Annotated in this window: 11 protein-coding genes and 1 pseudogene; 5 read left to right on the top strand and 7 right to left on the bottom strand. The window is 61.7% G+C overall.

Annotation, left to right across the window (positions count from 1 at the left end; translation table 11 throughout):
* Nucleotides 1-197: 197 nt before the first annotated feature.
* Both QFZ91_RS14060 and QFZ91_RS14055 read right to left on the bottom strand, forming a co-directional pair.
* Nucleotides 198-707: a hypothetical protein gene (locus tag QFZ91_RS14060; protein WP_429567578.1), complete on the bottom strand. Its 510-nt coding sequence runs from the start codon at nt 705-707 to the stop codon at nt 198-200.
* Between the two features lie 2,300 nt (nt 708-3,007).
* Nucleotides 3,008-4,609, bottom strand: coding sequence for an NERD domain-containing protein kinase family protein (locus tag QFZ91_RS14055; protein ID WP_429567577.1), 1,602 nt, complete (start codon nt 4,607-4,609; stop codon nt 3,008-3,010).
* 1,662 nt (nt 4,610-6,271) lie between these two features.
* On the opposite strand from QFZ91_RS14055, the gene QFZ91_RS14050 reads away from it, so the two are divergent.
* Both QFZ91_RS14050 and QFZ91_RS14045 read left to right on the top strand, forming a co-directional pair.
* On the top strand, nt 6,272-7,804 hold the full coding sequence (locus QFZ91_RS14050; protein ID WP_429567576.1) for a sensor domain-containing diguanylate cyclase: 1,533 nt from the start codon (nt 6,272-6,274) through the stop codon (nt 7,802-7,804).
* Between the two features lie 160 nt (nt 7,805-7,964).
* Complete coding sequence (locus tag QFZ91_RS14045; RefSeq protein ID WP_429549066.1) at nt 7,965-9,272, top strand: solute carrier family 23 protein; 1,308 nt, start codon at nt 7,965-7,967, stop codon at nt 9,270-9,272.
* A gap of 62 nt (nt 9,273-9,334) precedes the next feature.
* Here QFZ91_RS14045 and QFZ91_RS14040 read toward each other — a convergent pair whose 3' ends face one another.
* Nucleotides 9,335-10,990: a Na+/H+ antiporter gene (locus QFZ91_RS14040; protein WP_429484066.1), complete on the bottom strand. Its 1,656-nt coding sequence runs from the start codon at nt 10,988-10,990 to the stop codon at nt 9,335-9,337.
* 239 nt (nt 10,991-11,229) lie between these two features.
* On the opposite strand from QFZ91_RS14040, the gene QFZ91_RS14035 reads away from it, so the two are divergent.
* Nucleotides 11,230-12,516 (top strand): EAL domain-containing protein, encoded by a 1,287-nt coding sequence (locus QFZ91_RS14035; RefSeq protein ID WP_429567575.1) that lies wholly within the window; start codon nt 11,230-11,232, stop codon nt 12,514-12,516.
* A gap of 35 nt (nt 12,517-12,551) precedes the next feature.
* Nucleotides 12,552-13,247 carry a copper homeostasis protein CutC gene (locus tag QFZ91_RS14030; protein ID WP_429567574.1) on the top strand — a complete coding sequence of 232 codons (696 nt, stop codon included), beginning with the start codon at nt 12,552-12,554 and terminating at the stop codon, nt 13,245-13,247.
* Between the two features lie 23 nt (nt 13,248-13,270).
* Here QFZ91_RS14030 and QFZ91_RS14025 read toward each other — a convergent pair.
* Nucleotides 13,271-16,862: pseudogene (locus tag QFZ91_RS14025) on the bottom strand (indolepyruvate ferredoxin oxidoreductase family protein).
* 241 nt (nt 16,863-17,103) lie between these two features.
* Entirely contained in the window at nt 17,104-18,081 is a 978-nt protein-coding gene (locus QFZ91_RS14020; RefSeq protein ID WP_429567573.1) for an ion channel, read from the bottom strand.
* Between the two features lie 384 nt (nt 18,082-18,465).
* Between QFZ91_RS14020 and QFZ91_RS14015 the strand changes: the two genes are divergently transcribed.
* Nucleotides 18,466-18,927: a DUF3828 domain-containing protein gene (locus QFZ91_RS14015; protein ID WP_429567572.1), complete on the top strand. Its 462-nt coding sequence runs from the start codon at nt 18,466-18,468 to the stop codon at nt 18,925-18,927.
* Nucleotides 18,928-19,018: 91 nt separating this feature from the next.
* On the opposite strand, the gene QFZ91_RS14010 is transcribed toward QFZ91_RS14015, so the two are convergent.
* Both QFZ91_RS14010 and QFZ91_RS14005 read right to left on the bottom strand, forming a co-directional pair.
* On the bottom strand, nt 19,019-19,264 hold the full coding sequence (locus QFZ91_RS14010) for a hypothetical protein (protein ID WP_368588395.1): 246 nt from the start codon (nt 19,262-19,264) through the stop codon (nt 19,019-19,021).
* Nucleotides 19,265-19,341: 77 nt separating this feature from the next.
* Nucleotides 19,342-19,572, bottom strand: a complete 231-nt coding sequence (locus QFZ91_RS14005) for a hypothetical protein (protein ID WP_176383813.1) — start codon at nt 19,570-19,572, stop codon at nt 19,342-19,344.
* Nucleotides 19,573-19,720 lie beyond the last annotated feature (148 nt).

Raw genomic sequence — 19,720 nt, 5'->3', positions numbered from 1 at the left:
GTTTGTTGCCGATGCGCGGAGAGTCGCTCGTCACTTGTGATGGAGAGGACTTGTTTTCGCGCGAATGTTGAAATTTTGCTGACAACCAGCCCTGGTGTTGCTGCACGTTTTCCGACGCGATCTTGCACGGTTGAAATCACGTTTAGATTCGTTGTGGTTGCGTCCTGCGTACATCTCCGTTCATATCGCCTTCACGTTTATAGATTTTCCGTATCCGGTCTGATCTGGAAACTGAACGCATCTTGAACGACCATGGAGCCGGGTTGATTATTTCCGCGCTCCGTCTTTCTGTGAGATGTTGGACCGGTTTGCTGGCGGACTGGATCCTTTGCCGGGCGGTTGGGAGAGGTCTTTGTGGTGCCGGGCGCGTTGGAAGTGCCATCTGTACGACGAGCGTTGGCGCGTCGTTTCTTCGTCTCCTGCAGCGCGTATCGAAGCGCACTGACGGTCACGTTTATGCCCGCCTGTTTTGCCTGATCGATCAGTTGTTCGACCGAATACCCTTTGGCGCGGGCCGCATCGATGTGGGCGCGCACGGCCGGCATCGCGTCGCGTAGCGTAATGCGTCGCTCGGAGGGTGGTTTTTCCGGTAGCGCGTCGAGCAGCCGTGTGAACTCGTCCCATTGGGCTTTCGTGTAAGTCTTCGGTGCGGGCATGATGACCTTCCGTTTGCGGCTGGTGAGCATTGTGTCGAACTGATCGTGCATGCCGCTTGTTGGCGCGTCAACGCCGCATTCGTGCGTGGTCTGGACGATCGCGGATTACCTTGGGCGGTAGTGGAACACTGCGGAATGACGTACTTTTTTCTGTTCGTGGCGGAGGCGCAACAACATCTGTCAAGGCAGTGCCGTGCCACAGAGATGCGCTGGAAGTTTGGCGGCGTCGCTCACCCGTCGAGCCTGCACGTCATGTTTGCTGCCGCTGAAGATATTTGCCCATGATTGCGCTTAGAATTCGTGCGCGGAATGGGTTATTGTCGGGTGCGATCGGATTACGCGACGCATTGGACGCAGGTTCTTGTCTCTATCCGCCTTGCGTTTACAAGTGGGGGTAGGTACAACGCGAATATTCGCGACGCTCTTGGTGACCCGGATTTGCGCCAGTTGGGTAGGGTTCAGGTCTAGTGTGAAGACGTTTGAAAATCCGCGTGCGATTGCCGACTCCAGCTGCAGCCCCCGCAGACATCCAACATTCAGGTCGCGGCAGTGGACCGGAACACTACGCAGAAATCGGCCTGCCCAGTATGCAGGCTCGATCGATCGACATCCCGCGGCATGAGATACGGTGTGCGGTCAAACAAACGAAGAACAGCGATTCATGGGGTGTATCCCGCGGACGCATCTGGCCACCTTACGGAAATTCCCGGCCGACCTCGCTGAAAGTGCTTAGCCGGGAGACAAAAAACCGAGATTGAAACGAGTGACGGCAGGATAGGCTTGCGCCGGTTTTGGGCGCCATTCGTCTGCGAGCATGGCGGAGTGGTTGAGGGGGCCAAGCCGCTCGATCCCGGACGTCGCGCAGAAGTACGATCTGGACGCCAATCCGACAGTGCGTTTGCGCCGGGCTCGTAAGCACAACCCGTTGACGCCTCTCCTATAGGCTGTGCAAACGTACATTTCCGTAGACGTGGTGCGGCGAACCTAACCAACTCTCTCTCATCGTCGAGCGCGTCGCCGACGGTGGGAGAATGCCGTTGCGGCGCCACGTTCCTAGGTAGCGTCCCCCCGAACGCCCCGTTGCCGATCCCGTCACGCGCTGGTGTATCGAGTGCTGCCTGATTGAATCCGGCCGCACGGCGTCGCGAATCCAGCTCGTGAGCACCGGCGATCGCCGCTTCGATCGTGCTGATTGCCCGCACACAGAGATCGACGTAGTAGATTGCCGACCGGGAGCTCTGCGTGAGACCTGCCGCATAGCTTAAGTTCCGGTGACAGGCAGGCCCGCAAGTTGCCCAAATAGATAGCGTCAAGCAGCATGGCCGGTCGGCCAAGATGATTGTCGCCGCGCAGCCCAAACCTGCCGCGAAACAATGTAGACGTGCAGCCAGTGTGCGGACCGAGTTGTACGAGGCCGTGCAAAAAAACGAACGAGCCCATTTCGTCTTCGTCGCCAATCGGCACGTTCAATCGTCCGTAGGGCCTGCGCGCGCCCCCAGGCCGAATGCCCAGTCATCTGGACACGGGGAGCGCAGTTATTCGGTGCCGACGTCACCAGGGCGGCGGCATGTCTCACTACTGTCGGCGCAGATGGGGCTGTGCGCAGCGATTTGTTGAGCGGATGCAGCAGCCGGTCTCCTCTCTGCCGGACTTGAGTCGTGATCGTGAGCGCGTCGTCCATCCCGGGAATGCGCCTCCTGTTCTTTTCGACAGCCCGTCCGACGCTGAAATGTCCGACAACTGGAGGACAAGTCACGAGCCCTTCAGCATCGGAATGCTCCTAAGGTAACGGAGGAAATGGAACGAGAGGGCAGGTCGATCCGAGAAACCGTCGCGAACCTGGCCTTGTGAGCGGCGTACTGGGCGGCAAACTCGGGGTGATCGGCGAGCAGCCATTTGAGATTGACACCAAAGCCATCCTTTTTGCGTTTCGACGATACAGCAGCACGGCTACTTCGATCGCCTGCTTAGGAGATCGTGCGCGCCGAGCGCTCAACTTGTGCTGGACGCCGTCTGTTGGTTCGCAAGTGTCGTCAATTCCATGGTTTGGTCAAACACTTGTGCCGTCTCGAAGCGGGTTATCCTGTTATGAAGTGAGGCCGGACTCGGCAGTCCTCTGCGGTGGGGGCCAGCGCGCGAGACCAGCGGTTCCCCTATCGAGAGTTACGACATGAGTTTGACAACAACCAGGGAAAATCTTTTCACGCATCTGAGTGGGGAGATCGGAAAAGTCGTTGCGACCGACGCATATTTTCACGTGTCTCTTTTGGAACGGCTTCCGGATACGTTGCGGCGGAGCATAGACGAGGGCATTTCGCTGACGAGGCTGATTGCGGGGAACGATTTCAACGTTAAAGCTGATCAACCTCACGCAAGATGTCGCGCTCGTGCAAGGCTTCGTCGCGCGCTACGTGGGGTTTGAAAACCTTATGAATAAACAGCTCTCCGTGATTATCGACCTTAAAGACTTGCGCTGTCGCGCCTTCCGCGATCAATTCGATATTTGTGTACGACGGAGTGTCCGTCATCTCGCTGACGGAGGCCGCTTCCTTCTCTAAGCTTGTTCCCAGCAGCGTAGAAATTTCGGCTGCGACCTTGCTCGCTGTAGGGCGCTCCAACGGCTGTTGGGCAAGCATGCTGCCGATGAGGGTGCATAAGGCTGTCTGCTTAGGCTCTTCGCATGAAGCCGCCTGCAGAGCAGACGCAAGTTGGTCGTTAATGCTGAACTTATTTGACGGGACTTTGCCAACTAGCGCACGGAAAAACACGGCGCCAAGCGAGTACACGTCGGACGGAAAATCAGCTTTTCCTAATAAAACCTCCGGCGCGGTAAACGCGAGGGACAAATGCTCTTCGTAGTTAGCTCCGAGCACCGTCAACGCTGCGCCAGGATCGAACGTCAAATCGAAGTCCGTGAGTTGGGCTCGACCATCAATACCGATAAGAATACTTCTCGGTTGCACATTACGGTGCACGAGGCTCGCTGCTGACTTGTGAATGAAGTCTAACGCGAGGGCAATGTCGTTGACGATCGATGCAGCGCGACGCCAGTCCAGCCGGTTGTGTTCAGCGAGAAGGTCGTCCAATGAGCGCGTATCTGTCCAATCGGATACTTCGACAATAAGATGGCGGCCATTCGGATGGGCACTTACTGAGCGAATCCCCGGATGGTATGGGAGTGCTTCTGCGGCGCGCAAACTGCGCAACTGGGTTTCGGAAATCGCCGGGTCACTACTAAGCTTGCCGAACACGCGAAGTCGATAAAGACGGTGATCAATATTCGGATTACGCTCAGCGATATAGCTAATGTAGGTGGGAGCCGAACCTCTGTCCTCGCGAATCCGATATCCCGGAATTTGGTCTTCATAGCTTACCGTGGCGGATTGCTTATCCTTGTTGAGCTGGTCGACTAGCTTGCGAAAATGATAATCACTGAGCACGCGTTCGGACTTTTCATGATGATGCATCCTACGCTTAAGATAGTCCGCTAGCTCTTCCATCCCATCAAGCGTAATAAGCCCGTCGTGGATGTTTGCATGCCTGGCGGAAGAGGCGCCTTCAACGCGGGCGTCCGCATTGGTCAGCACGACCACGGACTGAACAAACGGCAATTTATGCTCGGCTACACCACTGAGCGCATGCTGTATGTAGCTTTTGAAGACTTTGCATTTCCTATTGTTGACGACATGCGGACTGTCGGTAATCGTGTTGCCACGGCGCCATTTCGGTTCTTGGACGGTGACCGCGCCGAACCAATCCTTCAACTCCACTACAGCAACAAAAGACCGAGTGATGACGACTGCGTCGCACTCGACATACGCAGCCTTCGAGGCATCGAAGAGTTCGATGTTCGGGTAGATGACAATATCGGTGGTGTTCGGCAGGGCCCCCGAAAGGAACTCGAATACCTTCCTTTCAGTGTCGTGCAAACAATGGCTGAAATCTTGTATCACGGGACGACTCCGTTACCGCTAGGTGGCGCGGAAAGCACTGCAAATTGCTGCTCAATGGACGTGGCTGATTGCTCTGAGTTGGCTACAGATCAGCGGGATGTGCCGACTATGTCACTGTTCGATGTTGCCCGGGTTTCGGTGTCTTGTATAGACGAGTGCGTAAGGAACGGCAGGCCAAGGGGCGGTAGCTTGTTGTTGCTCATCTGGTCGCTTTTGCTGAATCATTGGCTGGGCGTTGATTGAAACTAAACTCGCTGAACGGTTATGTCCAAAAGGAAAAAATGAGGGCATGAGGGGAATAAAACGTTTGCGTGAGCCCTACTTTGGCTCCCATTAGGGTATCTTACAGCGGCGCACGCGGAAATTACTGTCACGTTTGACAGCTTGATAGGCGGTAATGGACAGCAGTCATATTCATGGACGAAGTCGTTTTTGAAATTCAATCGCGTCCTGCCTCGTATGATTCGGTGCCTCTGGACCATCGCGTATGGACGAGACATTGTTCCCTTACTGCGTGAGCCTATAATACGATACTCACTAACAAACCAGTAACTGAGTTGCGAATATTTCCGGGCCGCCGTTTGAATGACGTGGCGTGGGATGGGCGGAAGGGACGCCGGTTGCACCCGCTAACAATGGTGCAACGCCGCTACCAGCGTAATCCAATGCGGGGAGCGACCTCGCCCGGTTGTCACGGATAATCGCGAGTTCGGTATGGCCGCACCTCCTAGCGACGGCAACCTGTTTTCAGCGGAAGTTATCTTCTTTCCTTCGCTGTCCAATCGTGGCTGAGGTTGGTCGGACGCTGTACACGTCAAGATAGAATCGTCGAAATACTTGCGTGCTGCGTCTGACGTATCGGAGGAGGCATTGAATTCCTTTCCTTGACCAGTTGAAATACCAACTTGACGAGTCGCCATTGCCTCTTTAGTGTCATTTAGTTTGCCCTTAATTGTTTCCGGTTGCCGCTTTGGCGGCGGTCGTTGAGGCGCAGTGACTTTCGCCGACCAGCCCCCCGTCAAGAGCTGGCCTCCGCCAAAGCTGATGCGAAGAATCACTAGCGATACAGCGGAAATGGTCGGGAGTTCGATGGCCTGTCCTAATGATCTCGCGCAAAGCCCTTCGCTGGGGGCATATTTGAAAATTGCTGGCGAGCCTCACGCCCGTCTGGCGGCCCTCCGCGAGATTGTTCGATCCTCCTCCTCACAAAATAGCCGTACGCGATGCTCACCGCAATCCAGTGACGAGCGATGCCATCTTTCACCGACAAGGCCTGCATTATCGAAGACAGGGAGCCGCCTGGCTTCCGCGGGCAGCGATTGGCTACAGACTGGGAGAGCAGTCTTGTAGCACGCAACGTTCGAACGTGACAGCCTCGATTCAATACAAGTGAAGAGGCCAACTATCCAGCCAATACGCATTTGCTATCCGAATAATCGGACGACGCCAGGATAATCCAACGATCAGGCGCAAACCCCCGTCGGACGGGCCTTCTGGCTCGCCGATATTGCGCATTCAGGCGAAAATCCGTCTATGCAAACGTTTGCCGATGCGCCACGTCTGCTACGCTAACGCTTTCGTAGGTCGCGTAATTAACGGTACTGCCGGGACGCGGCCGCCTCTTCACGCGCCACCTTCAGCGCAAGCCAAAAACCAAAACGCATGTCGACGCGCGGACCGAACAACGTGATTGCGATCAGCGTCTTGCTGGCCGGCGCGATCCTCGCGATCGCCGTGTCGCTGCTCGCACAGATGCGCGAAGATGCGTTGCGCCGCGCGCAAGACTCCATCGCCAACATATCCCTGCTGGTCCAGCGCGACGTGTCGCGCAATCTCGAGATCTATGACCTGTCGCTGCGCGCGGTGATCGACGGACTGAAGCAGCCGGGCGTCCTCGATCTGCCGCCGGCGATCCGCCAGATGGTGCTGTTCGACGGCTCGATCAGCGCACAGGACATGGGCTCGGTATTCGTGCTCGACGAGAACGGCAACGTGCGTTTCGATTCGCGCGCGTGGCCGCCGCGCGAACAGAGCCATGCCGACCGCGACTACTTCAAGACACAGCGCGCTTCGCCCGACGTCGGGCTGTACATCAGCCGCCCGTTCAGCCGGAACGGCACCGACGAGGACCTGCGCATCGCGCTGAGCCGGCGCATCTCGAGGCCGGACGGCAGCTTCGGCGGCGTGGTGGTCGGCACGCTTCGGCTCACGTATTTCCATCGGCTGTTCGACGGCATGAAGCTCGGGCCGAGCGGCTCGATGGCATTGATGCTCAGCGACGGCACGATGCTGATGCGCCGTCCTTACGACCCGAGAACGATCGGCATCAACCTGACCGGCACGGCCAACTTCTCGCGCTTCGTCAAGCAGCCGAGCGGTGACTTCTTCGGCACCGCGGCGATCGACCGTGTCGAGCGCTGGTACGCGTTCCGCCATATCGACGGCTTTCCGCTGATCCTCGACGTCGCGCTGTCCACGCGCGACATCTACGTTCAATGGCGGCGGCGCGCATGGATCATCGGCACGCTGATCGTCGCGCTCGACGTGACGATCATCGCGCTCGCGATCCTGTTCTCACGCCAGTTGCGTCTGCGCCGCGCGGCCGAGGAAGAGCTGCGCGAACTGGCGCGCACGGACGGGCTGACCGGCCTGAACAACCGCCGCACCTTCGAGGAGCACGTGAACGACGAATGGCGACGCGCACAGCGCAACGGCAGGCCGCTGTCGTTGCTGCTGATCGATGTCGACAACTTCAAGGGCTTCAACGACCTGTACGGTCATTCGGCCGGCGACGAAGCGCTGATTGGCGTCGCGCGCTGCATCGCGCAGAACGCGCGGCGTCCGGGCGACACGGCCGCCCGCTTCGGCGGCGAGGAGTTCGCTGTGCTGCTGCCGGACACGGATGCGACGGGCGCGCAGCGGATCGCCGAGCAGATCCGCGCGGCGGTGCAGGCGCTGCAATGCCGCCACGTGGCCAGCACGCATCACGTGCTGACGGTGAGTGCCGGAGCAGCAACGGCGCAGGACGCGGCGTTCGCGACCAGCCGCGCACTCGTCGACGCCGCCGACCAGGCGCTGTATCGCGCGAAGGATGCCGGCCGCAATCGAGTGATGGCCTACGGCGCGGCGACGGACAACTCCTCGCGGGCCGGCTCCGCGGTGACGCCGGACATCGACGCGCGCGGCGCGAAGTGACGCGCACCCGGGCCGTGCTTGTCGGCCCGCTTCATAGCCTGCCTCATAGCCTGCTTGCCAGCCCTTATTGCTCTCCGTAAACTCGCGCGTAATTTCGCCGGACCCACGCCGCAGCGCGTGATCGGCACACACCACGCCGACCCAGAGGAGAATCCCCGCAATGGCCGCATCCTATTTCCCCCGCTGGCGCCGCCAGCCTGCCGCCGCCCAGGGCGGCATCGTCGGCATCGACGAGAGACTCGGGTGGCCGCAGATGTTCGCGATGGGCGTCCAGCACGTCGTCGCGATGTTCGGCTCGACGGTGCTCGCGCCGCTGCTGATGGGCTTCGATCCGAATCTGGCCATCTTCATGTCGGGGATCGGCACGCTGCTGTTCTTCGTGCTCGTCGGCGGGCGCGTGCCGAGCTATCTCGGTTCGAGCTTCGCGTTCATCGGTCTCGTGATCGCGGTCACCGGCTACGGCGGACACGGAGCGAATCCGAACATTCCGGTCGCGTTGGGCGGCATCATCGCGTGCGGTGTTGCGTACGGGGTGATCGGTCTGATCGTGGCGGCGGTGGGAACGGGCTGGATAGAAACGCTGATGCCGCCGGTCGTGACCGGCGCGATCGTCTGCGTGATCGGTCTGAACCTCGCGCCGATCGCCGTGCATGGCGTGAGCGGCAGCAATTTCGAGTCGTGGATGGCGCTCGTCACGGTGCTGTGCGTCGGCGCGGTCGCGGTATTCACGCGCGGCATGCTGCAGCGTCTCTTGATCCTGGTCGGCCTGCTGCTCGCCTACGTCATCTACGCGATCGTCACGAACGGCCTCGGCATGGGCAAGCCGATCGATTTCTCGATCGTCGCGAACGCTGCGTGGTTCGGCATGCCGCACTTCATGTCGCCGGTGTTCGACCCGCACGCGATGACGCTGCTCGCGCCGATCGCGGTGATCCTCGTCGCGGAAAACCTCGGCCACATCAAGGCGGTCAGCGCGATGACTGGCCAGAACCTCGACCGCTACATCGGCCGCGCGTTTCTCGGCGACGCGCTCGCCACGATCGTGTCGGGCTTCGCGGGCGGCACCGGCGTGACCACGTACGCGGAAAACATCGGCGTGATGGCGGTCACGAAGATCTATTCGACGCTGGTATTCGTGATCGCCGCGTTGATCGCGCTCGTGCTCGGCTTCTCGCCGAAGTTCGGCGCGGTGATCCAGACGATTCCGGGACCGGTGCTGGGCGGCGTGTCGATCGTCGTGTTCGGCCTGATCGCGGTGACGGGCGCACGCATCTGGGTTGTCAACAAAGTCGACTTCTCCGATAACCGCAACCTGATCGTCGCGGCAGTCACACTCGTGCTCGGCGCCGGCGACTTCTCGCTGAAGCTCGGCAGCTTCGGGCTCGGCGGCATCGGCACCGCGACGTTCGGCGCGATCATTCTGTACGCGCTGTTGAGAAGGAAGCCAACGCAAGGGCCGGTGGCCTGAGCGTCTTTTATCGGCACCGGCTGTTCAAGCGCCGGTGCCGAGCCTGATCCAGCAGCGACCTCCTACCTTTTGCGCGCGGTCAGCGCCGTCTCCGACAGATCCACCTCACGCATCAGCTTGTTCATCGTCTCGTCGTTGATGCGCTGGGTGTCGCGCAAATCGAGCAGCGTCTTGCGCTCGGCACGCATCGCCGCGAGCTTCATGCGGAATTCGAGCGCATCGGCACGGCGCGCGAGTTCGCGTGGCGCCTGGTCGTCGTCGAGTGACGCGAGGCGGCGGCGGTACAGGTCCATCACGCGCGCAGTCACGTCGGTTGCATAGGCCTGCGCCGATTCATCGAGGTCCGCGCACTCGGTGTCGTGCAGATGATCGATCGCGCGAATCGCCGATTGAGCGGCCAGCGTGCGCGCGAGCGCTTCCTCGGCCGCGTGCGGGTCCTTGCCGCGCCGCCAGCCGCGCAGCAGCAGCGGCAACGCGGCCACCGCCACCAGCAGCGACAGCAGGATCACGCCCGACGCGATGAAGATCGCGAGATCGCGTCCCGGCAGCGGCGTGCCGTTGGGCAGCACCTCAGGCAACGACAGCACGCCCGCGAGCGTCACCGCGCCGCGCACCCCGGCCACGGTTGTCACCGACACCATGCGCAACCCCGGCACCGCGTTCGCGACACCATGTTTCGTCGCGCCGCGGCTAGCGAACCAGCGCAGCAGCCACACCCAAGCGAAGCGCATCGCGTACAGCGCGAGCGCCACCGCAACGATATAGCCGATCAGCAGCACGACTTGCGCGTCGTTGGTTTCATGCGCATCGAGCAGCGCGCGGCCGAGGATGTGCGGAAACTGCAAGCCGAGCATGATGAACACCATGCCGTTGAAGACGAACTCGATCATCGTCCACGTGCTCGTGGCCCGCACTCGCGAGGCGACCTGCCACTTTTCCATGATGCTTGCGTAGTTCATCATCATGCCGGCCGCGACCGCAGCGAGAATGCCCGACAGCTCGAAGCGCTCGGCGGTCAGATAGGCGGCGAACGGAATCAGCAGCGTCATCACGACGCCGGGCGCGGGATCGCCTTCCTCGGTGAGATTCAGGAAACGCGCGGACACGAAGCTGAACACCGCGCTCACCGCTGCACCGACCGCGAGGCCGCCCACTGCGATGATCACGAAGCTAACCGACGCTGCACGCAGCGAGAACGCCCCGGTCAGCGCGGCGGCGATCGCGAACTTCAGCGCGACGAGGCCAGACGCGTCGTTCATCAGCGCCTCGCCTTCGAGGATATGCATCAGCTGCCCCGGAATCTTGCCCTTGCCGGCGATACCGGACAACGCGACCGCGTCGGTCGGCGACAGCACCGCGGCGAGCGCGAACGCGACCGGCAGCGAGATCTGCGGCACCAGCACGTGCACGAAGTGACCGACCACCAGCACCGTCATGAACACGAGGCCGAGCGCGAGCATCAGGATCGCGCGGCGCGCCATGAAGAACTCGCGCTTCGGAATGCGCCAGCCATCCGCGAACAGCAGCGGCGGAATGAACAGCAGCATGAAGATTTCCGGATCGAACGCGACGTGCAAATCGAGGCGAGGCCACGCGAGCATCGCGCCGATCGCGATCTGCACTAGTGGCAACGGCAGCTTGAACGGCAGTGCGCGGGTCAGCACGCCGGACGCGGCGACGGCGAGAAGCAGGATCAGAACGGTGAAGACTATTTCCATCGTGTATTCCGGGTGATGAAGGACGGACAATCCGCGCACCGCAACGGTGCGCGCCACGCCCTTGAGCGGCGCACGAACGCTGTCGCCGGTGCAATCTTTCGGGCGAATTACAGCACAATGTGCGCCAGCGTGCGCATGGAGCTTGCTTAACCGGTAACGATGACGCACATTTTGAGAGACGGTGTCGGTCTCGTTGCCGTTCGCGTTCTGACCGACCGGTTCTCGCATGAGAGGATTGCATGACGATTGCGCAACAGGACAGGGCGGCGGGCGTGCCGCACGGCTTCGAGGTCGAGGTGACCTCGGGCCTTCGACGCTATTCGGTGCAGCACGGCGAACTGACGCTGACTAGCGTGTTCCAGCCGATTTTCAGTCTGTCGCACCTGCGCGCGGTCGGCTACGAGGGCTTGCTGCGCGCACACGACGCGCTCGATCGCGCGGTGTCGCCGCTCGACGTATTCGGCGAGGCCGCGCGCCTCGGCGACGCGCTGCAGATCGACCGGCTCGCGCAGACGCTGCATCTGGAGAACTTCAAGGTGCTCGGCGCGGAGCGCGAATGGTTGTTCCTGAACGTGCATCCGGGCGTGCTGACCGACCCGTATCTCGCGGCCGCTTTGCTCGCGAATCTGCGGCGGCTCGATCTGTCGCCGCGACGTGTCGTGCTCGAAGTGCTCGAGCAGCGCGCCGAAGATCTCGATCGACTCGCCGACGCGGTGCGCGAATTCCGCGAGCGCGGCTTCCTGATCGCACTCGACGACTTCGGCGCCGGCCATTCGAACATCGAGCGGATCTGGCAGCTGAATCCCGACATCGTGAAGCTCGACCGCATCATGCTGTCGCACGCCGCGCATCGCGCCGACATGGCGACGATCCTGCCGGGGCTCGTGTCGCTGCTGCATGAAGCAGGCAAGCTCGTGCTGATCGAGGGCATCGAAACCGAGCACGAAGCGCAGATGGCGCTCGCCTGCAATGCGGACTTCGTGCAGGGGTTTTTCTTCGGCCGGCCGAGTCCGGGTATTGCCGATGCGATCCACACGGCGATTTGCATCGGCGAAGTCACCGAGCGTTATCGCGAGCAGGCCGAGGCACGCGAGCGGCGCAGCGCGATCCGGCTCGCGCCGTATCTGCGCGCGTTCGAGCGCGCCGCGGAGCGTCTCGCCGCTGGTGAGCCGCTCGATGAGGTGTGCTGGAATTTCCTCGCGCTCGATCACGCAGCGCGCTGTTTTCTGCTCGATGCGAAGGGCCGCCAGGCGGGCCGCAACGTCGTGCTGCGCGCCGATCGCGCGGCGCAGGAGACGCGCTTCCTGCCGCTCGCCGACGCGCAGGGCGCGAACTGGCTGCGTCGCCCGTACTTCAGCGTCGCGATCAATGCGCCGGAGCGCGTGCACGTGACGCGGCCGTATCTGTCGATCAACGAGGCGTTGCCGTGCGTGACCCTGTCGGTGGCGACGCGTGTCGGCAGCGAGACCTGCGTACTGTGCGGCGATATCGACTGGGTCGAGGAAGAACGCGACGCGCGCATCTGACATGATGTCGTTTTAATCGAAATCAGCTTGCGCTCATGTCCGTGCTGCTCGAAGTGATTGCCACGACCGTCGCCGATGCGCGTGCGGCCGCGCAAGCCGGTGCCGACCGTCTCGAACTCGTGACCGCGATGGGCGAGGGCGGTTTGACGCCGAGTGTGGGCTTGATCGAGGCAGTGGTAGCCGCGGTTGGCATACCCGTGAACGTGATCGTGCGGCCGCATAGCCGCTCGTTCGTCTACGACGCCGACGACTACGCGGTGATGCTTTGCGACATCCGTGCGGTGAAGGCGGCCGGCGCGAACGGCATCGTGATCGGCATGCTCGATGCCGAGCGTACGATCGACCGCGAAGGTCTCGCGCGCGCGTGCGAAGCTGCCGATGGACTCGCGATCACGTTCCATCGCGCGTTCGACGAGGCGCGCGATCTACGCGAAGCGCTCGACGTACTGCTCGGCTTCGAGGCGGTGACGAATGTGTTGACGTCGGGCGGAAAGCCGTCGGTGCTGCAGGCGCAAGCCGTGGTCAGCGAACTGGTGCGGCAGGTTGACCGCTCGCCTTGCACCGTGCTCGCCGGTGCCGGCTTGACGGTCGATGCGGTCGCGGACTTCGTCAGCAACACGCACGTCGAGGCCGTCCATTTCGGCTCCGGCGTGCGCGTGAACGGCAACGGACTCGCGCCCGTCGATCCGGCGAAGGTGATGCAGGTGAGGGCGCTGCTCGACGCGACTTGAGCCGAACAGCGCAACGAACCTACTTACTTCGCGACCACCACCGGAATGCCGCGCAACTGCCCGGCGCCTTTCATTTCCTCGAGCGACTTCTTCACCGCGACACCGGTCGCCGCATCGATGCCGAGGCGTGCGGCGAGGTCGCGCTCGCCACGCTTGACGCCCGCCAGATTGGCCAGCTTCACGTGCCCATAACCGCGCACGCGCGCGTGCAGTTCTGCGAGTTTCGCGACGTCGTCGAGATGGCTCGCGTCGAGTTTCGCCAGCGCGCGTTGCAGCGTGGTTTCGTAATCGCTCGCGAGCTCGCGCTCCATTTTGCGCTCTAGCGTGCGGCCGAACGGATCGAGCGCCGTGCCGCGCAGACCGCGCCATTTCGCGAGCAGGCCGAGCACGGGCCACATCCACTGACCATAGGTCTTCTTCGTGGGCACGGCACCGGGATGCGCGCGCGTAAGCGTCGGCGGCGCGAGGTTGAAGCGGATCGTGAAGTCCTTGCCGGCGACACCCTCGAACTGCGCTTCGAGCGCATCGCGGAACGCGGCATCCGTATGCAGACGCGCGACCTCGTACTCATCCTTCACCGCGAGCAGCCGATAGAACGTCGTCGCGACCGCGCGCGTCACACTCTCGCTCGCCGCATCGACGGCGGTTTCCGCGCGCCGTGCCGCATCGACGAGCGCGCGATAGCGCTTCACATAAGCCGCGCCACCATACGCGAGCAGACGTGCTTCGCGATGCGCGATCAGCTCGTCGAGCGTATCGACTCGCACGCTCGGCTTCGGCGCATGTCGCGACTGCCACAGCGATTCGAGCGCGGCGGGATCGGCCGCGGCCATGCGCCCGATCGAGAACGCGAGTTGATTCATCTGCACCGCGACGTTGTTCAGTTCGATCGCGCGCATCATCGCGGCGAACGACACCGGCACCAGACCGAGTTGCCATGCGAAGCCGAGCATCAGAATGTTCGCGCCGATCGTATCGCCGAGAAAACGCGTCGCGAGCGCTTGCGCGTCGCACGTCGACATGCGCTCTGCACCCGCCGCGTGACGCATCTTGTCGATCAGCGCATCGGCATGCAGCGTCGCGTCCGGGTTCTGCACGAAGCTCGCGTTCGGAATCGCATGCGTGTTGACGACGATCCGCGTGCGGCCATGCCGCACCGTCTGCAGTGCATCGGCACTCGCGCCGACCACCATGTCGCAGGCGAGCAGCACGTCGGCCTGCTGCGTGTCGATGCGCACCTGGTTCAGCCATTCGTCGCGCGCGGCAAAGCGCACGAACGACAGCACCGAGCCGCCCTTTTGCGCGAAGCCCATGAAGTCGAGCACCGACGCGCTCTTGCCTTCGAGATGCGCGGCCATGCTGATCAATGCGCCGACCGTCACGACGCCGGTACCGCCCACTCCGGTGACGAGGATGTCGTACGGCGCGGCATCGAGTGGCGTCGCGGGAATCGGCAACGCGTTGACGTGGGCAGCGAGCGCCTGCGGATCGAACGCGACGCCCGCGGCCTTTTGCAATGTGCCGCCTTCGACGGTGACGAAGCTCGGGCAAAAGCCGTTCACGCACGAGTAGTCCTTGTTGCACGACGACTGATCGATGCGGCGCTTGCGACCGAGCGCGGTTTCCACCGGTTCCACCGACAAACAGTTCGACTGCACGCCGCAATCGCCGCAGCCTTCGCAGACTTCTTCGTTGATGAAGAGCCGCTTGTTCGGATCGGGGAATTCGCCTTTCTTGCCGCCGGCGGCGTTTTTCGGCCGCGCAGGTCTGGTCGTAGATCAGCACGGTCACGCCGTCGGTGTCGCGCAACTCGCGCTGCACGGTGTCCATTTCGCTGCGATGGTGAAACGTCGTGCCCTGCGGAAACTGGCCGTGATGACCGTCGTATTTCTCGGGCTCGTCGCTGACCACGACGAAGCGCGACACGCCTTCGGCTTCGACCTGTCGCGCGATCTGCGGCACCGAGATGCTGCCGTCGACGGGTTGACCGCCCGTCATCGCGACCGCGTCGTTATAGAGGATCTTGTAGGTGATCGTCGCTTTCGCGGCGACCGCCTGGCGAATCGCGAGAATGCCCGAGTGAAAGTAGGTGCCGTCGCCGAGATTCTGGAATACGTGGCGGGTCTTCGTGAACATCGAATGCGCCGCCCAGTCGACGCCTTCGCCGCCCATCTGAATCAGTCCGGTCGTGTCGCGCTCCATCCACGACGCCATGAAATGACAGCCGATGCCGGCCTGCTGCGCGATCGAACCGTCCGGCACTTTCGTCGACGTGTTGTGCGGACAGCCGGAGCAGAAGTACGGCGTGCGCTTCACGCTGTCGGCCGCGTTCGACAGGATCTGCGGCGCGACCAGATCGACGACGCGTTCGCGGCGATCGAGCGCCGGCTTGTGCTTCGCGAGCCAGTTCGCGAACACCGGCAGAATGCGCGACGGCCGCAATTCGCCGAGCGACGACAGCAGCAACGTGCCATCTTCGGCGTGCTTGCCGATCACGACCGGCCGCGTGCCTTGCATGCGGTTGTACAGATAGTCCTTGATCTGCTGCTCGATGACGGGGCCCTTCTCTTCGATCACGAGTACTTCGGACAGGCCCGACACGAACGCGTCGAGGCGTGTCGTCTCCAGCGGAAACGACAGCCCGACCTTGTAGATGCGCACGCCGGCCGCGTCGAGATCGGCGACGGTCAGATCGAGCCGGCGCAGCGCTTCCATCAGATCGAGATGCGCCTTGCCGCACGTGACGATGCCGACGTTCGCGTGCGGGCTCGGTGCGATCCATTTGTCGATGCTGTTGATGCGCGCAAACTGGCGCACCGCGTCGAGCTTCGCGTGCAGACGCGCTTCGATCGTCAGGCTCGGCAGATCGGGCCAGCGGTTGTGCAAACCGCCGGCTGGTGCTTCGAATTCCTGCGGTGGTGTCCATTCGGTTTGCAGCGCGTCGAGATCGACGGTCGAGCCCGATTCGACGGTCTCCGAAATCGCCTTGTAGCCGACCCACGCGCCCGAGAAGCGCGACAACGCCCAGCCGTACAGGCCGAACTCGAGCATGTCCGCGATGTTCGACGGATTCACCACCGGCATATGCCACGCCATCATCGCGAAGTCGCTCTGATGGGGCATCGACGACGACACGCAGCCGTGATCGTCGCCGGCGACCACCAGCACGCCGCCGTGCGGCGACGAGCCGTACGCGTTGCCATGCTTCAGCGCATCGCCCGCGCGGTCGACGCCCGGGCCCTTGCCGTACCACATCGCGAATACGCCATCGACGGTACGCTCGGGATCGGCTTCGACGCGCTGCGTGCCGAGCACGGCGGTGCCGCCGAGTTCTTCGTTGATCGCGGGCAGAAAGCGGACATCGCTCGCGGTGAGCAGTTTTTTCGCCTTCCACAACTGCTGATCGACCATGCCGAGCGGCGAGCCGCGATAGCCGCTGATGAAGCCGGCGGTGTTCAGGCCGCGGGTTTTGTCGAGCGCGCGCTGCATCAGAGGGAGGCGCACGAGCGCCTGGGTGCCGGTCAGAAAGATCCGGCCGCGCGTCGCGGTGAGATTGTCGGAAAGCTTGTAGTCGGCGAGAGCGGGCGTGCCGTCGATGGGCAGGCGAGCGGTCATGGGGGAGTCTCCAATGTTCTGGCTCGGCGCGCGGGTGGTGGGGTCACCGATACCGCGCAGCGAAAGAGACTCTATTTTTTAGCGCTCGCGGGAGTGAATTATTGCTTCTTTAATCGGGCGTGCGCGAATGGGCGCGATGACTCGCGCGTTTCGGCCCGCTTTTGAGCCGGATTTGCCAGGCGGCGGCGCGCTTCGGGTATGCCCTGGGTATCGTGGGCGTCGAATGGGACTGTGGCTATTGCTACTGCGCGGTGTGCGCCGCGATGTCCGGTTGGAGCGGCGCCGCATCGAGCGGCACGATCTCGTCGAAGTGCGAGTAGTCGATGTGGCTCACGCCGTCTTGCTCGCTCATGATGTCGACGAACCGGTGCTGCCAGACGATCTGGTCGCAGGTCCACATGTGGCGCGCCTGCATGGTTTGCGACGTCGATTCGTCGATGCCTTCGAGCGTGAGCAGCAGCGACACGTCGCGGCCCTTCAATGATTCGGCGTTTTCGCCGAACAGCGGACTCGCTTCGTCGATGACGTGCATGAGCGTCCAGCCGAGCTTGAACACCGGGTGCTGGTCGCGTACCAGCGTGAGGTCGTAGAGCTTGCGCAGCGTAAAGCCTTCGATCGACGTCTCCAGACGCATGATGCGCAGCCGCGCGCGTGCCTCGGCGATCACGTTTTGACGCGCGTTGGCCGAGCGCACCATCAACGTCATGCGGCCGTCGATCGGCCGGATCACCGCATAGCGCGCGAACATGATCTTCGCGTGCGGCCGCGAAAAGCGCGCGAAGATCAGCCCGGTCGCCAACGCGATGCTGGACATGCCGATGAAGATTTCGAGCGTCGCGATCCAGTGCGCGTAGACGGTTTGCGGATGCATGTCGCCGTAGCCGACCGTCGCGAGCGTTTCGACGCTAAAGAAGAACGCGCCGCCGAAGCCCTTCGGAAACTGATTCGCAATCGGCGCGTCGCCGAGCATGTAGAGTATGGCGAACACGGTGTTGAGCAGCAGAAACAGCAGCGCGAGCGACACGAAGAACACCGGCCAGCGCACGCCGAGCGCGCGGTGATACAGGTCTTGCCACAACGGCGTCGGCATCCCGTGCGCGATCACCACGCGATCGTCGAGACGCATTTCGCGGCTGCCGCGCGCGTGGCGCCTCGGCGCGCTGCTGTCGGTGTCGGGGTCGCCGAGCGTGGAAAAACGGTCTGACGGTTCGCTTGCCATCACGCGCTCGTGGGGATTGATACAGGCACAGCGTAGCATGGCGCGAGACTCATGCAATTGACTAGAACGTGCCGATCAGCTTGATTTCGCTCGTAACTAGCACGGTATTGACGAAGGCTATATTTTTATTCAAAAAAGCTATCTCTATTTAAAATGTTTTCGAGATAATAAAATATCTTGGTTTGTTTTGGATTTGCTGTATGATTTCTAAATCAAAATATGATCGATATAATCTAATGTGTCGTGGAATAAAAATGCTGCTGTCGACTATTTGCAATTGAATGATTTCCGATTTCAAGCAGTGGCGTGGCTTCTATCCCGGTCCCGATTACCGGTCCGCACGACCGGATTACAAGATCTATCGCCACGATTGAGGTTGCATCCATGAGAAAATATCTGGCGATTTTTGTTGCCGGGCTGTTGCTGATTTTTAACGGCACCTCATATGCAGGAAACCCGACCCACGCCGAACAAGCAACCCCCGAGACCCGCGTAAGAGATTTCTACGCATGGTTCATTCCGCGCCTGGCCGCAGACCGCGACTATCCGATCATGGAAAAGGAGATATACAGGCACGTTGCAAAACCAACCGTCGATTTATTGCGAAAGCAATATCAGGCCAACAAATTGTCCGAAGATGCGGAGTACTTCACGAAAGTACAAGACTTCGACGAGAAAGATTGGGCCGGGCATATAGCGGTGCATCCAGTCTTCATGCTCGACAGCGTGGCGCTCGTGGCTGTTACGTTCGGCTCGAAAGACAAACAGAACAATATCGTGTTTTTGCGCCAGGAAAACGGAATCTGGAAGATCACCAAGGTCGTAGACACGCGCGACTATCGCTGACGGCTCAGCGTTACCTTGCGTGGCGACGCGCAGCGCTCAAGGCTGCCACGGCGAATTTCGACGCGGCCTCAAAAAGCGCGTCGACAACCGCTTACGGAAACACGTGCGGCTTCGGAATCCCCGCGCCATGCTCGATATCGTCGACGGCCTGCCGATGCGCGCTTTCCACCGCTTCGGCCTGCTCGGCAAAGCCCGCGTCGCCGCCAACCGTGGTCCACGGCTTGACGGCCTTCTCGCGATGACGGATTTCGTACTCCGCGTCCCAGCGCGCGCCGCTCAGCTCGAGCGGACGAACGTGAATCGAATACACGCCGTATTGGAACAGCTGTTCAGCCATGATCGCCTCCAGCCGGTCGACCCCGCAGCGGCGCGCCGATGCGCGAGCACGCGCGACGCGCTGCCCCCTGGTTCGGCCTACAGTTCGATTTCCCCGAGGATACGATGTGCGAGCGCTTTGGCTTCTTCGAGCGCTTCTCCCGGCGTCGACGACGTCGAGTCTACTTCGTAGAGCGTGGTCTCCTGATCTTCGCTGGGTTCGCCCTCGTCGCGCGCGAGGGTGACGACACCTTGAAAGGCGTCCTGTGCGACTTCCCTTATCGACGCAGTGGCCGTGTAGATCCCTTTGGTGTAGGTGACGTCCTCCATGGCCTCGCTCCTTTTCGCAAAGGTTTCGATATTTTCATCCTAGCACGGCGTGGCGGGATCGGTTCCCGCCCAGGCCGGCTTCGCGCCGCGCGACGCGCTCGACATCCGTCACGCTACGCGCGTCCCAAGGCAGCAGAATTACAGAGCC

The sequence above is a fragment of the Paraburkholderia sp. JPY419 genome, from assembly GCF_050435705.1.
GTDB lineage: Bacteria > Pseudomonadota > Gammaproteobacteria > Burkholderiales > Burkholderiaceae > Paraburkholderia > Paraburkholderia youngii.
Note: the sequence above shows the minus strand (reverse complement) of the source record. Positions and strands in the feature narration are given on the sequence as shown.